Genomic DNA, 14540 nt, shown 5'->3' with positions numbered 1-14540 from the left:
GAATTGTGTTAAAAAAAGTTAGTATTCTTTTTGTATTAAAGTTAGTTAAGATTCCATTGACACTTTTATTGCTTTCATTGACAGCAAGATATTATGGTATTAGTTTAGAAAAGGATATTTGGTTATTAGTTTATACTACAGTTCTCGTACTCGATGGGGCTCTTTGGGGGCCTATAAATGAGACATACAGAGCTAAATTTGTCATGATAAAAGAGAAAGAGGGTGAGAAAATAGCAATTGGGCAAACACAGTCTTTGCTTTTTTTCTTAACTTTTTTTTCTCTGATTCTTGTAGCAATCATGTATCTTATTCCAGATTTTTTTGCAAAATTTTTAGCTCCACAATATCAAGGTAAAGATTTGCAAACCTTGATTCAAATGATTTATTGGGTTGCGCCTGTCTTAATTTTTAATCAACTAACTCAAATAGGTTTAAGTATTTTAAATGGATACGAAATTTTCTACGTTGCAGAAATAAGTTCATTTATTTCGATTATTATAAATATTTTGTTTCTATATTTTCTTCACAATATCTTTGGAATTAATGCATTACCTATATCCTATTATGTATCAGCGGTAGCCCTTTTGTTTTTTATAATTTACTTTGTTAAAAAAAGTAATATAGCACTGTTTACAACTAGTTGGCGATTTGATTTTAATGGCTTTAAAACTTATTTTTTGTTTTCTGCACCTTTCTTTATTCCATATTTTATTGCACAGATAAATTATTTAGTCGAGAAAGTTTTGGCTGGTAAACTTGGAAATGGAACGATATCAACTTTAGATTTTGCTTTTAAGATTCCAAATATGATGTATACAATTTTAATAAGTGTGATTATGTCTGTATTGGTTCCTGTACTTTCTAAAAACTTTGCAAATAATAAAGAAATGGATTTCAATTCAGAATTCAAATCTTTATTTCGAATTGGGGTTTTGGTCATTTGTTCAATAGTTACTCTATTGTTAGGATGTGGAGATAGTATAGCAAAGATTTTATATGATAAAGGAAATATTACAATGGATAATTTGATATTAATTTCTGATTTATCCATATTATATGGGTTTTCTCTATTTGGAGTGTTTTCATACTTAATGTTTGGAATGAGTTTATTATCTTCAGAGCAATCAAAATATTATGCCTTTATGGGGTTATTATGTCAGGGGGGGATAATTTTAACAAACATTATTTTTTATCGAATACTTGGCATTTATACTTTTCCTTTATCAATTTTTCTATCCAATTTTATTTTCGCTTTTCTAATGAGCAAGAGATATCCATTTTTAACATCATTACAACTTGGAGCTAGAAAATATATAATATATAGTATTTTTTGTATTATAATTATTTTTTTTATGAAAAAAATAATTATAATACATGGTCTTTACACGTCATTATTGGTATTTGGAATGATAAGTCTAGCGATTATGATTATAGGAATAAATCTGTTTAAAATTGAAGAAAAAGTTATTTTAGAACAATTTTTAAAGAAATCTCTTATAAAATTTAAAAGAAGGTAATGAAAAATAAGCGAATATTATATTGTTTCCATTCCCTCTCATCACATGGAGGAGTGGAAAAAATAGTTAGTTTGAAAGCGAATTATTTGGCTTCAAAGTTTGGCTATGAAATTTTCATTGTCACATATGCGCAATTTGATAAAGAAATATTTTTCAAATTGGACCCTTCGATAAGAGTAATAAATCTTGACATTCCGAAGAAGAAAGTTCATAAATCTCGGTTTTTAAACTATTTAGCACTTAAAAAATATAAAAAGGAATTAGCGAAAAAATTGTTTGATACGCTCCTTACCTACAAACCCGCTTTATCTATATCTTTGGGAGGACTAGAGTTTGAAGTTTTAGGCAAATTGAAAGATGGGAGCATAAAAATAGCTGAATATCATGTTACAATAGGTTTTTTTGAATATTTTAATAAATCTAATAGTTTTTTTAAAAGTCTACGTAATAAGTTATACTTTCGCCAATTTATCCATTATGCAAGCACTTATAGTCGCTTTATTGTTTTAACTGATGGAGATAAAGAAGAGTGGTCAAGGTATTTAGATAATGTAGAAGTAATAGCTAATCCTATTACAATAGGAGAAGCAATTTTATCTACTCTCGACAATAAAAAAGTTATAGCAGTTGGTAGATATGAGCCAGAAAAAGGTTTTGATGAACTATTAAGAATTTGGAGCAAGATAATATTGATTTATCCAGATTGGAAATTATATATAAAAGGTAGTGGAAGTCAAAAGACATACTATAATAAATTTATAAAAGATCATCATATGGATGAAAGCGTTGTACTCGAGGAACCTTCAGTAGATATGTTGGAATTTTATAAAGACAGTGCAATATTCGTTTCAACATCTAAATTCGAAGGCTTCTCTTTAGTAATACTTGAAGCAATGACATTTGGAATCCCAATAATTTCTTTTAACTGCAAGCATGGTCCAGCCACTCTTATTGAAAATGGTTTTAACGGATATTTAATAACGCCCGGTGATAATGATGGGTTTACAAATATGTTGCAAAAGTTGATGTCGGATAGTAATCTCAGAAAAGAACTCGGGAACAATTCTAAAATAAAATCTAATATTTATGACATTGATTTTATCATGAAACAATGGGACGAACTTTTAGTATTCTTGACGAAGAATTGACATGAGGAAAATATATATAATTACTGCTCATAAAAATCCTTTACAGCTAAATCGCTTAATCAGTGTATTAAATGATTCGAATAGTTTCTTTTATATTCATTTAGATCTGAAGTCGGATTTAGATACTTTTAAAAGTATCATATCATCTCCTAATATTTATTTTATTCCTAATAGAGTAGACTGTATATGGGCTGATTTTTCTCAGGTTGAAGCGACTCTTAATCTTATAGACGCAGTTATTGAAAATGGGATAATTTGTTCATCACAAGTGACATTTTTGAGTGGGCAAGATTATCCTATCAAAGACTTAAAATATATTAATAAATTCTTGTTTGAAAATTACGGGACAAGCTATATTACGACTGAATCGATTTTAAAGGAAGATACTGGATTTTTAAAAAAGCTTTATGCGTACAAAATTAATAAGTCAAGTAATAAAAATGATTTTATATTTTTCTCAAATAAAAACCCCCTAAAGTCAGTTTTATTTTTTTTGGCTGGGAAAATTAATTTTGATCAGTTGTCTATAGTGTTAAAAAAACGAGTAATGCCTTTTGCTATGGAACCATTTAGGGGTTCAAATTGGTGGTCTATGCCTATTGAGACGCTTGTTTCAATAAAGGATTTCGTAAATGAAAACTACATAGAATTAAAGAGTTTTTTTCAATATGTAGTTTCTGCGGATGAATATTTCTTTCAGACAATTCTTATGTATCTATACAAAAATGATTCTGATATTGTTATAAAATCGTCATTAACTTATGATAATTGGTTACGAGAGGGAGTACCGCTGCCTGTGACCTTTACTGTTGATGATCTTGATGAACTAGTTTCTCAGCCAGATGGAAAGATTTTTGCTAGGAAATTCGACTATGATGTAGATCGTAATATACTTGATCTTTTAGATAGTAAATATAATTTAATAAATAAATAGTCAAAATGAAAGTTTCAATTCTTGTACCAATGTATAACGTCGCAAATTATATAGAAAAATGTGCGACATCATTACTTGAGCAGAGCTATGATGATATAGAATATATTTTTGTGGATGATAGCAGCACAGATGAGACATTATTTGTTTTAGAGTCAACTATCTTAAAATATCCTAGTCTTATTAACGATATTAAAGTTGTTCGTCATACAAGAAATTTAGGTTTGGCGGAGGCGAGAAATACAGGCGTTGTTAATGCAAATGGAGATTATATTTTACATGTAGATGGTGATGATTATATAGATAAAGATATGGTTTCGTTAATGATCAACAAAGCAATTGTTGAACAGGCTGATATTGTGGTTTGTGACTTTTATTTTGATTGGGGTGATAAACTTACACGTGGAAGTCAATCGTGGAACCCGGATGGATCTATTTTCTCAAAAATGCTGGTTTCATACAGTGCTCTTCCTTGTGTTTGGAACAAACTTATAAAGAGAGAGCTTTATGAAATAGGTAAAATTACTGTACCTGCAGGTTTAAACTATGGAGAGGATTTAGTAACAATTCCGAAGTTAATGTACTTTGCTAATCGTGTGACTAAAGTCAAGAAAGCTCTATATTATTACGTCCAGTCAAATGCATCCTCTTATACAAAATCTAAAGTCGATAAAAATATTGTTGATGTACAAATTTTGTACTTAAATTTAACAGCGTTTTTTAAAAATCAAAATCGCTATGATTATATTGAAGATATTACAATAGGTAAAATTCGTAAACGGCTGGAATTTTTTATAGAAATGGACTATCAATATTGGAATAAAATAGATAAACTTTTTCCTGAATGCAAAGTAAAAATTACCAACATGAATAAATTCACTAAACGCGAGCAGTTGATGATTTTACTTCTAAATTTACCCACCTTATTTCCATTGCGATTTTTCGTAGTAATATATAAGAAAATCTTTTCGAATAACTGACAGGTAATCGTGATAAAATAAAAATTTAAAAAATGAGTCGAATTCGTGATCTTCATGACAAAACGTTGTCATTTTTACTCGCATTTACTGTCCCAATATTATCCTTCATCAATTCTTTGAGATTTGCTGATCGGGTTTGGTTTAAAAATGTAATTTGGATCAACTGTTTTTTTTATGGTTTTTCTATGGAAGTATTAGATCCAATCTACGATCCATATAGATATTATTTGCACTTTAAACAATATACAAACCTTCACTTCCACACTTTAGGAGAACTGTTTTTGTATTTGAAAAATGTAGAAATAGATATTGATTATTACCAAACATATACTGCTATATTTATAGGACAATTTACCTCTAACTATCATTTTTATTTTGCATTTTTAGCTGGAATCTATGGATATTTTTATTCTCGAAATTTGGATATGATATTTCGGTCTCTATTTTTAAATAAACGAGATCTATTTACAATCATTATTACTATTGCCTTAATAGTTGTAATCGGTACAACTGGTATGTCGGGATTTAGATTTTGGACTGCTGCCCATATTTATTTGTATGTAATTCTCAAATATTTTTTATATAGAAAAAATAAATTAATATTATTTTCAATAATACCTTTGATACATATTGGATTTTTAATACCTATCGCAATTTTCTTTTGTTATAGATATCTCCTTAAACCATTTCAAAGCGGGTATGTTCTTACTATTATGTACGCAATTATTATTCTCTCAAGTATCTTATCAATAGATTCTATTTCTAAATTTATCTTAGGATCTTTGTCAGGGTTTTCTGGGGGAGCCGTAAAAAGAGTAGAAATATATAGTAGTGATCAAGTTATCAGAGATCTTGAAACAAGAACTATTACAACTATAGGATTAATTTTTATTTGGGTTAGGAAGCTTCTCACTTATACTGTTTTCACATACTTAATTTTGAATATTTCAAGATTGCGAAAGCGTGAAGCAGAATTCAGTTTAATTACCTTCGTATTTTTGTTTACAGCTTCATTCTCTGTATTGTCTGTAATTCCAATATTTGACCGTTTTTTGAATATATCAGTTTTTCTTGGTTTCTTTTTCGTAGGTATTTTTTCCTCTCAAAGTAATCAGCAAGGAAAGATTACACAATATCTATGGCTATCACTTTTATGTTGTTTAATGGGATTGGACACGCTTAATATAATATTGCAAAACCGGGTATTTTATAGTATAGATATGTTGTATGCGCCAGTAAAATTGATTACCGATCTTTTTTGATCACTTTAAAATTTAAATTAGATATTTATGCATTATATTATATTTCATTCAGATTTTAGTAAGAGAGCAGGTACTGAACGTGCTTTATTTAATCTTATTGAGCACTTATTGACAAAGGAGAATGTATTCGTTACATTATTACTTGGTTCTGAAGAGAAACAAACAACTTTTGAATTTGATCGGTCTAAAATAAATATTGTCTTTTTAAAATGTAAAGATCGAAAGGAAAATAAGTTGGGACTTCTAACCTATTATGTGGATTTATTTAATAAAACACGAAAATATCTACGTAAACTTGAGTCAGATTTGGATTATACTGTTATTTGCTCTAATCATCTTCTAGCGTTTTGCGCTTATTATGCCTGTAGGGGGCAAACCAATGTGCGCATTATTAGTTGTGAACACTTTTCATTTCATGTTGCCGGAAAATTCTCAAAGTATCTTCGAAAGCTGTTTTATCAACATATAGTCGTGGTAGTATTGACTGAAGGTGACCGATTGCAGATTGCAAACCTGTTTAATCCTAAAATTACCGTATGCATTCCAAATGCATCTCCATTTTTACCTGAGCCCTATAGTGGATATGGATCTAAAAAGATACTCGCAATAGGGCGTCTTACATATCAAAAAGGATTTGACCTACTGATCGATGCATTTATGCTTATATCACCTAAGTATCCTGAATGGACTCTAAATATTATAGGAGATGATTATGGTGATAAATCAAAATTAATTCAAAAAATTTCAAACTATAATATTTCTAATGTTAGGCTTTTATCGTCTACGAGTAATATCGAAGAAGTTTACAAGACAAGTGAATTCTATGTCATGAGTTCACGATTTGAAGGACTTCCAATGGTACTATTAGAAGCTATGTCATTTGGCTTGCCCCTAGTTTCTTTTGATTGCCCTACTGGACCGAGGGAAGTTATTGATAATACTAATGGTATACTTGTAGAGGATGGTAATATTTCAGAATTAGCGTTGGCCATGGAGAGGATGATTGTTGACGATAATTTAAGGAAATATTTTGCAGATGGATCAGAACAGAAAGTTCTTCATTACTCCAAGGAAAAAATTGGTATTATGTGGGATGATTTGATTGATAATATTTAATAAAAAATATGAAAATCCCTATTTTATCTATAATAGTTCCATGTTATAATATTGAGCCTTATGTAATCAATAGTATCGATTCAATTGTTACCCAGGCCAATTTTGACAGAGTAGAGTTAATACTTATAGATGATTGTTCAACAGATAATACGTTAGAAATAATTAGAGATAATTTTATAAAATATTCTAATATTAAGATTATTGCTAACGATATAAACCAAGGAGTTTCAGTAACGCGAAACAGGGGAATTGAAGAGTCTACTGGAAAATATTTGTATTTTTTTGATGGTGATGATTTTCTCCAACATAAATCCTTAAATAAGATTTTAGATCATTTGGAGGAGAATATTGATATTCTTAGTTTCGGTTTTACAATTGTCGAAGATAGAAAAGAAATAATTGTATCTAATGTAAAGTATAATGACACAATATTTACAGCAACATTCTTTTTGAAGAAATATTTTAAGCGCGAATTATTGCAGCATATATGTTCGTTTGTATGTAAAGCTTCTATTATAAAAAAGAACAACATTCTCTTCTCAAGTGGTACTTTTTATGCTGAAGACCAAGAATTTCAAATAAAGTGTATGGCACATTCAAAGGTTATTAAATATAGTAGTCAATCACTATTTGCCTATATGCGTAGAGCTAATTCGGCAATGGGAGCTAGGATTAATGTCCGGCATTTGACATCGTTAGATGTATTTGAGCGTATGCTGAATTATTTCGATGATTCGGATAGCATACGAGGTTATTATATTAATTATGCCTTATATAATTATTATTCTCTTGTGAAACGTTTAGTAAAAGATTCAGAAAATTCTTTTGATTATAAAAGTAGGGCACCTCAGTTGTCAAGTTTAAAATGCAAGTTTGATTTGAGTTGTCGTTTGGGAATTATTGTAAATATACTAAACCTTGTTGATCAAGTTAGCCATAATGCTTTGAGACGTTTAATTGCAAAAATGTAAACTATTTTTTATGAAATTTTCCGTATTGATGAGTGTCTATAGTAAAGAGCGTGCTGAGTTTTTGGCGTCATCTTTAGAAAGTATACTTGAACAAACTTTAATTCCAAATGAAATTGTATTAGTAAAAGATGGACCTCTTACTGAATCGTTAGATGATCTGTTAAATGATTTCTCAAGAAAATATCCTCATCTTTTTAAAATAGTTAATTTGCCACAAAATGTTGGCTTAGGTAAAGCTCTTTCTAAAGGATTAGAAGTTACTACAAATGATTTAGTTGCGAGAATGGATAGTGATGATATATGTTATCCCAACCGTTTTCTTGAACAAGTTACTTTTATGGAAAGCCACGAAGATATCAGTGTTTTGGGTAGTACTATTCAGGAGTTTGATAGCATGCCGGGCGATCTTAGTTCGTTCAGATATTTGCCTGAGAATCACAATGAACTTATAAAATTAATTAAATATCGAAATCCTCTTAATCATCCGACTGTATTTTTTAGGAAAAGCCACGTGCTTGAAGTGGGAGGATATAAGGATATGCAACTATTTGAAGATTACTACCTATGGGTAAGATTAATTGTAGCAGGGTATAAGATCCATAATCTTTCGCAGCCTTTATTGCATTTTAGGACTGGAAATAATATGATTGGGAGAAGAAGTGGCACGCATTATGTTGTTAAAGAAATTAGATTTTTGAAAATTTTAAGAAAAATGGGTGTAATCTCTTATTCTGAATTTTTGCTGTCTCTAGCGACAAAAGTCCCATTTAGGTTGTTGCCTAAATCAGTAATTCAATTTTTTTATAAAAAATTTGCTCGTTGATAATATGTTACTTCAAAATAAGTTAAAAGCAATATTCACTTTTTCGATCTTTATCCAATTAGTCGTTTCTTTTGGACAATCAAATCAAACAAAATATTTGAAGGAAGGATATCAGTTGGTGTGGTTTGATGAATTCTCGGGAGACAAATTTAATTTTGATGATTGGTGGGCAGAGAATGATTGGGATCATCAAGCTGAATCTTTCAAGCAAAAAGAGAATCTAATTGTGAAAAACGGTTTTTTACATTTGATAGCTAATAAAGAAAATAAAAGGAGGCGAAATCCTAAATTTAATATCAAGGAAGATAATCATAATTTTAAAAAGGAGTATGTTGACTTTACATCAGCTTCTATAATGACAAGTGGAAGGCACCAATGGCAATATGGAAGGTTTGAGATGCGTGCTAAGATCCCCATTGATAATGGTTTATGGCCAGCTTTTTGGACACTTGGTGCGAATCTTAAACAAGTTGGGTGGCCAAGATGTGGTGAAATAGACATTATGGAATATTATAAAAATCAGGTTAATTCAAATATAGGATATTCGCTTGAAAATTCGCCATCACAAGTAATTTGGAGTGCAAAGTTTTTTGATTTAAAAAAGGTTAAAAATAAGCAACAATGGGCTGATAAATTTCATGTTTGGCGTATGGACTGGGATGAAAATGAGATTGTGATTTATTTAGATGGGAATGTTATTAATAGAACTGATATAAGAAAACTTACAGATAAGAACGGTTATAATCCTTTTAGGCAACCACACTTTATCATCTTAGGTATGCCTGTCGGTGGGCATAATGCGGGGAATGTTTCTCCAAAAACAGTTTTTCCGAAAAGTTTCATAGTCGATTATGTTAGAGTATATCAAAAAAAATAATATATGACATTTAAAGAAATACTGTTAGAATCGCGACAAAATTATACTAAGAAATCCAAGATTGTAGTCTTAATATTTAGATTTTCCACATATTATACAAGTTCAAATATTTTTAAGAAGTTAATCGGCGCGGTATTTATTTGCCTAAATACTATTATTAATGAGTTCTTTTTTAGTGTAGAGATTCCTCACACTACTAAAATTGGGAAAGGACTTAAAATTTGGCATCCTCATGGAATAGTAATTAATAAAGGATGCATCATAGGTAATAATTTTGAAATAAGACATAATTGTACATGTGGAGCTAACAAATTGGCTATACCAAACAAATTTTTGATTGGTGATAATGTCTCTATGGGTGTAAATTCTTGTATTTTAGGTGATGATATAAGAATTGGAGATAACGTTTTAGTTGGAGCTGGTGTAATACTTATGAGCAGTGTTTTAAGTAATCATTACGTTATAGGTAACAAGCCTATTATAAAGGTATTGAAAGATAGGTCATGATAAGTGATAAAGTACTAATTTTTGGGGGATCAGGTTTTATTGGGAGCAATCTTTTACAGTACTTCCCTCAAGCGCTTTCTATTTCAATGAGGTCATTTAGTGAGCATGACCATCTGCCTCCTGCGTCCGTCTTTGTCAATCTTGTAGGAAAGGCACATGATCATGCTGGAAATGCTGAGGAATCGGAATATGTCGAGGTTAATGTTGAATTGGCAAAAACTATTTTCCAACTCTTTGTTTGTTCCTCTGCTGAACTTCTTATCCATGTTAGCTCGCTGGCAGCATTGGAGGAAACGGAATCTGAAAACCCATTAAATGAGGTGGATAAATCTAATCCGATTTCTGTTTATGGTAAATCTAAGAGGGCTGCAGAATTATGGCTTTTAGAACAAAAGCTTCCAGTAGGCAAAAAGCTTATCATTATTCGTCCTCCTATGGTTCATGGACCTGGTGATAAGGGAAATTTAGGTTTACTATATAAATTAGTTTCAAAGGGTATTCCTTACCCTTTGGCCTCATTCGATAATAGTAGATCATTTATATGTATCCAAAATTTTTGTTTTTTTATTGATCAAATTTTATCTAAATATGACTTGTTGGAATCCGGCATATATCATATAGCGGATGATGAAGCGGTATCCACAACGCAGATCATTAAAATTATAACTGAGGTTACAAATAAAAAGATATTAAATTTATCACTTCCACGTCAATTAATAAAAAGTATCGCTATAATAGGTGATTATATTCCAATTCCTTTAAATACAAAACGTTTAAAGAAGATGACTAGTGATCTACAGGTTTCAAATATAAAGATCAAGACAGCATTAGGAATACAAAAATTACCACTCACAGCAGAAGAAGGTTTACGAAAAACTATTTTATCTTTTAAAAGTCACTGACAAGCAGTATGTTATATTTTATCATCTTCGCTATCCTTTTTATTTTGGAACTGCTCTACTTCAAAGTAGCAGATCGGTTTAATATTATTGATAAGCCCAATCAGCGATCTTCGCATACAGCAATCACATTGCGAGGCGGCGGAGTCGTCTTTTACTTCGGAGCATTGGCATACTTTATCTGGTCTGGTTTACAGTACCCCTGGTTTTTCTTTGGATTGACAATGATGACTCTGGTGTCTTTTTTAGATGATGTCTTTACATTATCGAATAAGATACGTTTATTGGTCCATTTTGCTTCGGTATTGCTGATGGCCTATCAGCTAGATGTATTCACAATGCCTTGGTATTACCTTATGATCACATTTGTTGTTGTGGTTGGCGTAATCAATGCCTATAACTTTATGGATGGTATCAATGGAATTACTGCATGCTATAGTTTAGCTGTTGGAGGTTTGCTTATGCTTGTCAATCAGCAAATAGTGTTTATCGAGCAGGAATTTTTGGCATTTACACTTTTGGGTGTCTTGGTATTTACCTTCTTTAATTTTCGCAAGAGAGCTAAATGTTTTGCTGGCGATGTTGGTTCTGTGGCGATTGCCTATATCCTATTATTTGCTTTAGGAGCACTTATATTAAAAACAGGTAATTTAATTTACATCCTATTTTTATCTGTATATGGCATTGACGCTGTTTGGACGATAATACGCCGATTGCTATTAAAAGAAAATATTTTTGAAGCCCATCGATCTCATTTATACCAATATTTGGGTAATGAAGCTGGGGTCAACAAGCTCTTGGTATCCTTTTTATATGGTATCATTCAATTAGTCATCGGAGGTTTTGTCATTATATTTGCTCAAAAAGAGTTCTACATTCAATTATACTTTGCTTTTGGCTTACTTATTGCTTTAAGCGTAATCTATTTAATGATCAAGTCGTCTATCATTAGGAGGTATTTAAAATAGTTTCTATTGTAGGGCTTGACGTTATAGATATAATGACTATATGGAAGCTTGTTGAAAGGTTTTCCATAAGTCATTTTAAGTTATTTTAAGTATTGATATAGATGATTAATTTCTGGAGAGAGGGGATGCTTTTTGATAAACCCCGATGGATGATCCTTTTGTTGGACATGCTGATTGTTGTACTGGGTTTTGGTATCAGTTATTTCTTGATCTTCAAACATCGGGGTACTGTTGATTTTGATAAATTGTGCATTCAGGCAGTCGTTATCTCAGCAGTTTATTTCGCCTGTTTTTTATTGTTGGGCACATTTAGGGCAGTGATGCACAAGACAGGTATCCGGGATCTTCAGCAGCTTGTTTTTGCGGTTGTCGTCGCATTTATTGTGGCCGAAATGTTGAGCAAAGTCATCGAGTTTCTTGCCCCGCCGGGCTCTTTCCTCTCAGGTATGCTTCCTTTTTCAGATACACAGCTGCTATTTCATGCTTTGATTTCAGGATTTGTATTGACATTTACCCGCGTGCTGTACCGGGCTATCTATCACGAACTTGTCTGGAACCAAAAGGACAACCGTATTCCGGTTATTCTTTTTGGGGCGGGTACAATGGGCAATACAACCTTTCACTTCATTCACACCACATCCCGCAATAAATACCGTATTGTCGCTATTATGGACGACAAGCCCAGCCGTATCGGCAAGCGTATTCAGGGATTTAAAGTTCACGATATACAAAACTTGGATAAAGAATTTGTAAAGCGGCATGGGAATGCACACGAATTGATTATTGCTGTCGACGACCATACACCAAGTAGGTTGCAGCGCGTATTTAAATTGGCCGAACCAATCCCTCTAATAGTAAAAATTATCCCAGATACAGCACGTTTGCTTGCCGGTGAAGTTGCCACGCGTCAGATCAGGAGTTTGCGTGTAGAAGATCTGCTCGGGCGTAAAACGATCGATATGGACAATCCAGCTATTGCTGATGAAATGAATGGGCAGGTTGTTTTGGTCACTGGTGGGGCAGGCTCTATTGGAAGTGAGCTAGTCCGCCAGCTAGCGCGTACCAGCGTCAAAAAACTGATCGTATTGGATCAGGCCGAGTCGGCGTTATATGAGATTCAGCAGGAACTGCGGTCAAGCCCCAATTTTGAATCCTTTAGCTTTGTTGTCGGTGATATCCGCAACGAGTCTTTTATGGATGCTGTTTTTCAGGCCTTTTTGCCGACCTATGTCTTTCACGCAGCGGCCTACAAACATGTTCCGTTGATGGAAGCCAATCCCTACGAATCGGTTCTGACCAATGTGTGCGGATCTTATTCGCTGGCCCAACTGGCCGATAAATACCAGGTCATCAAATTTGTAATGGTTTCCACAGACAAAGCCGTCAACCCAACGAATGTCATGGGAGCCACAAAACGTGTAGCAGAGATAGCTGTTTCAATAGTTAATAAATATTCTAAAACCAATTTTATCGTCACAAGGTTTGGGAATGTTTTGGGCTCAAATGGCTCAGTTATCCCCCTTTTTGAAAGACAGATGCTCCATGGAGGTCCGTTGACCATTACAGATCCCAATATCACGCGGTATTTTATGACCATCCCCGAAGCCTGCCAACTGGTTCAGGAAGCTGCTGTTATGGGTAAAGGAGGAGAGATATTTGTATTTGACATGGGCGAACCGGTTAAAATTATGAATCTCGCCAAGCAGATGATCCGCTTAAAAGGATATAACTATCCAGAGGATATTGATATTAAGGTGGTGGGGTTGCGGCCTGGGGAGAAAATATTTGAGGAACTTTTGGCAAATGGGGAAAATACCGAGAAGACGTATCATGAAAAGATTATGATTGCCAAAGTAAATACCGCTGACTTAGCTATCCAAAAAAGTAGAGTAGAATATCTTTGTCAATTTGTAGAAAATGCAAACCCTCATGTAGATAAAATGGAACTTGTAAGATTGATAAAGCAAATTGTGCCCGAATACCGATCACAAAATTCCGTATTTCAAACATTGGATAAATGAAAAATAGGATAAATATAATACAAGGGGGAGTCGCCAAAGACCATAGAGGACAAATAAGATTTGTCAATGATTTTGACATGAGTCTTGTTAAGCGCTTTTATATTATCAAGAATCTAGATACAGAGCTGGTAAGAGGTTGGCGCGCTCATAAGATCGAACAACGCTGGTTTTATGTACTCTCTGGATCATTTTCCGTAGATTTGGTGAAAATTGACAATTGGGAAGTAGCCTCCCCAGATCTTCCTGTCGATAATATGGTTATATCTGCGGCCAATTTTCGCGTACTTCATGTTCCTGAAGGCTATGGTACCGCGTTCAGAGCTTTGGAATCAGAAAGTGAATTGCTCGTATATTCCGACTATGCAATTGAACACGCAGCAAACGATGACCATACGTATCCCTTGGATTATTTTAAAAATAGAAAGCAATAAATTGATATTTAATGTTCTTTCTTTGACTGGGAAGTAATTCCTAAATCTTTCCATATTTGTTGCTGAAGTTTGTTGTATGCACTACAATA

At 32.6% G+C, this 14540-nt stretch carries 14 protein-coding genes; all 14 read left to right on the top strand.

All coding sequences use genetic code 11. The annotated features are described in order from the left end of the window. Positions 1-5 precede the first annotated feature (5 nt). The 14 genes from AACH28_RS14985 to AACH28_RS14920 all read left to right on the top strand — a co-directional run bounded on the left by AACH28_RS14985 (position 6) and on the right by AACH28_RS14920 (position 14451). Complete coding sequence (locus AACH28_RS14985; RefSeq protein WP_159332638.1) at positions 6-1517, top strand: lipid II flippase MurJ; 1512 nt, start codon at positions 6-8, stop codon at positions 1515-1517. After that, positions 1517-2665: a glycosyltransferase family 4 protein gene (locus tag AACH28_RS14980; RefSeq protein ID WP_159332639.1), complete on the top strand. Its 1149-nt coding sequence runs from the start codon at positions 1517-1519 to the stop codon at positions 2663-2665. The genes AACH28_RS14985 and AACH28_RS14980 overlap by 1 nt, the downstream gene beginning before the upstream one ends. A gap of 1 nt (position 2666) precedes the next feature. Beyond that, positions 2667-3599 carry a beta-1,6-N-acetylglucosaminyltransferase gene (locus AACH28_RS14975; RefSeq protein WP_159332640.1) on the top strand — a complete coding sequence of 311 codons (933 nt, stop codon included), beginning with the start codon at positions 2667-2669 and terminating at the stop codon, positions 3597-3599. Positions 3600-3604: 5 nt separating this feature from the next. Further along, positions 3605-4576, top strand: coding sequence for a glycosyltransferase family 2 protein (locus AACH28_RS14970; protein WP_159332641.1), 972 nt, complete (start codon positions 3605-3607; stop codon positions 4574-4576). Positions 4577-4608: 32 nt separating this feature from the next. After that, a complete protein-coding gene (locus AACH28_RS14965) occupies positions 4609-5838 on the top strand; it encodes a hypothetical protein (protein WP_159332642.1) in 1230 nt (409 codons plus the stop codon). 27 nt (positions 5839-5865) lie between these two features. Beyond that, complete coding sequence (locus tag AACH28_RS14960) at positions 5866-6954, top strand: glycosyltransferase family 4 protein (RefSeq protein ID WP_159332643.1); 1089 nt, start codon at positions 5866-5868, stop codon at positions 6952-6954. 8 nt (positions 6955-6962) lie between these two features. Next, on the top strand, positions 6963-7925 hold the full coding sequence (locus AACH28_RS14955; RefSeq protein ID WP_159332644.1) for a glycosyltransferase family 2 protein: 963 nt from the start codon (positions 6963-6965) through the stop codon (positions 7923-7925). 10 nt (positions 7926-7935) lie between these two features. Further along, the gene (locus tag AACH28_RS14950) at positions 7936-8748 is read left to right on the top strand and encodes a glycosyltransferase (RefSeq protein ID WP_159332645.1); all 813 of its coding nucleotides are present in this window, start codon (positions 7936-7938) and stop codon (positions 8746-8748) included. 4 nt (positions 8749-8752) lie between these two features. Then, the gene (locus AACH28_RS14945; protein ID WP_159332646.1) at positions 8753-9625 is read left to right on the top strand and encodes a family 16 glycosylhydrolase; all 873 of its coding nucleotides are present in this window, start codon (positions 8753-8755) and stop codon (positions 9623-9625) included. 3 nt (positions 9626-9628) lie between these two features. Further along, entirely contained in the window at positions 9629-10132 is a 504-nt protein-coding gene (locus tag AACH28_RS14940; RefSeq protein ID WP_159332647.1) for a serine acetyltransferase, read from the top strand. Beyond that, positions 10129-11034 carry an NAD-dependent epimerase/dehydratase family protein gene (locus tag AACH28_RS14935; RefSeq protein ID WP_341830884.1) on the top strand — a complete coding sequence of 302 codons (906 nt, stop codon included), beginning with the start codon at positions 10129-10131 and terminating at the stop codon, positions 11032-11034. Before AACH28_RS14940 ends, AACH28_RS14935 begins: the two co-directional genes overlap by 4 nt. 8 nt (positions 11035-11042) lie before the next feature. Then, on the top strand, positions 11043-11999 hold the full coding sequence (locus tag AACH28_RS14930; RefSeq protein ID WP_159332649.1) for a glycosyltransferase family 4 protein: 957 nt from the start codon (positions 11043-11045) through the stop codon (positions 11997-11999). A 101-nt stretch (positions 12000-12100) separates the two neighbouring features. Beyond that, positions 12101-14020 (top strand): nucleoside-diphosphate sugar epimerase/dehydratase, encoded by a 1920-nt coding sequence (locus tag AACH28_RS14925; protein WP_341830883.1) that lies wholly within the window; start codon positions 12101-12103, stop codon positions 14018-14020. Continuing rightward, the gene (locus tag AACH28_RS14920) at positions 14017-14451 is read left to right on the top strand and encodes a hypothetical protein (RefSeq protein ID WP_341830882.1); all 435 of its coding nucleotides are present in this window, start codon (positions 14017-14019) and stop codon (positions 14449-14451) included. Before AACH28_RS14925 ends, AACH28_RS14920 begins: the two co-directional genes overlap by 4 nt. Positions 14452-14540 lie beyond the last annotated feature (89 nt).

It is taken from the genome of Sphingobacterium thalpophilum (genome assembly GCF_038396785.1).
GTDB lineage: Bacteria > Bacteroidota > Bacteroidia > Sphingobacteriales > Sphingobacteriaceae > Sphingobacterium > Sphingobacterium thalpophilum_A.
Note: the sequence above shows the minus strand (reverse complement) of the source record. Positions and strands in the feature narration are given on the sequence as shown.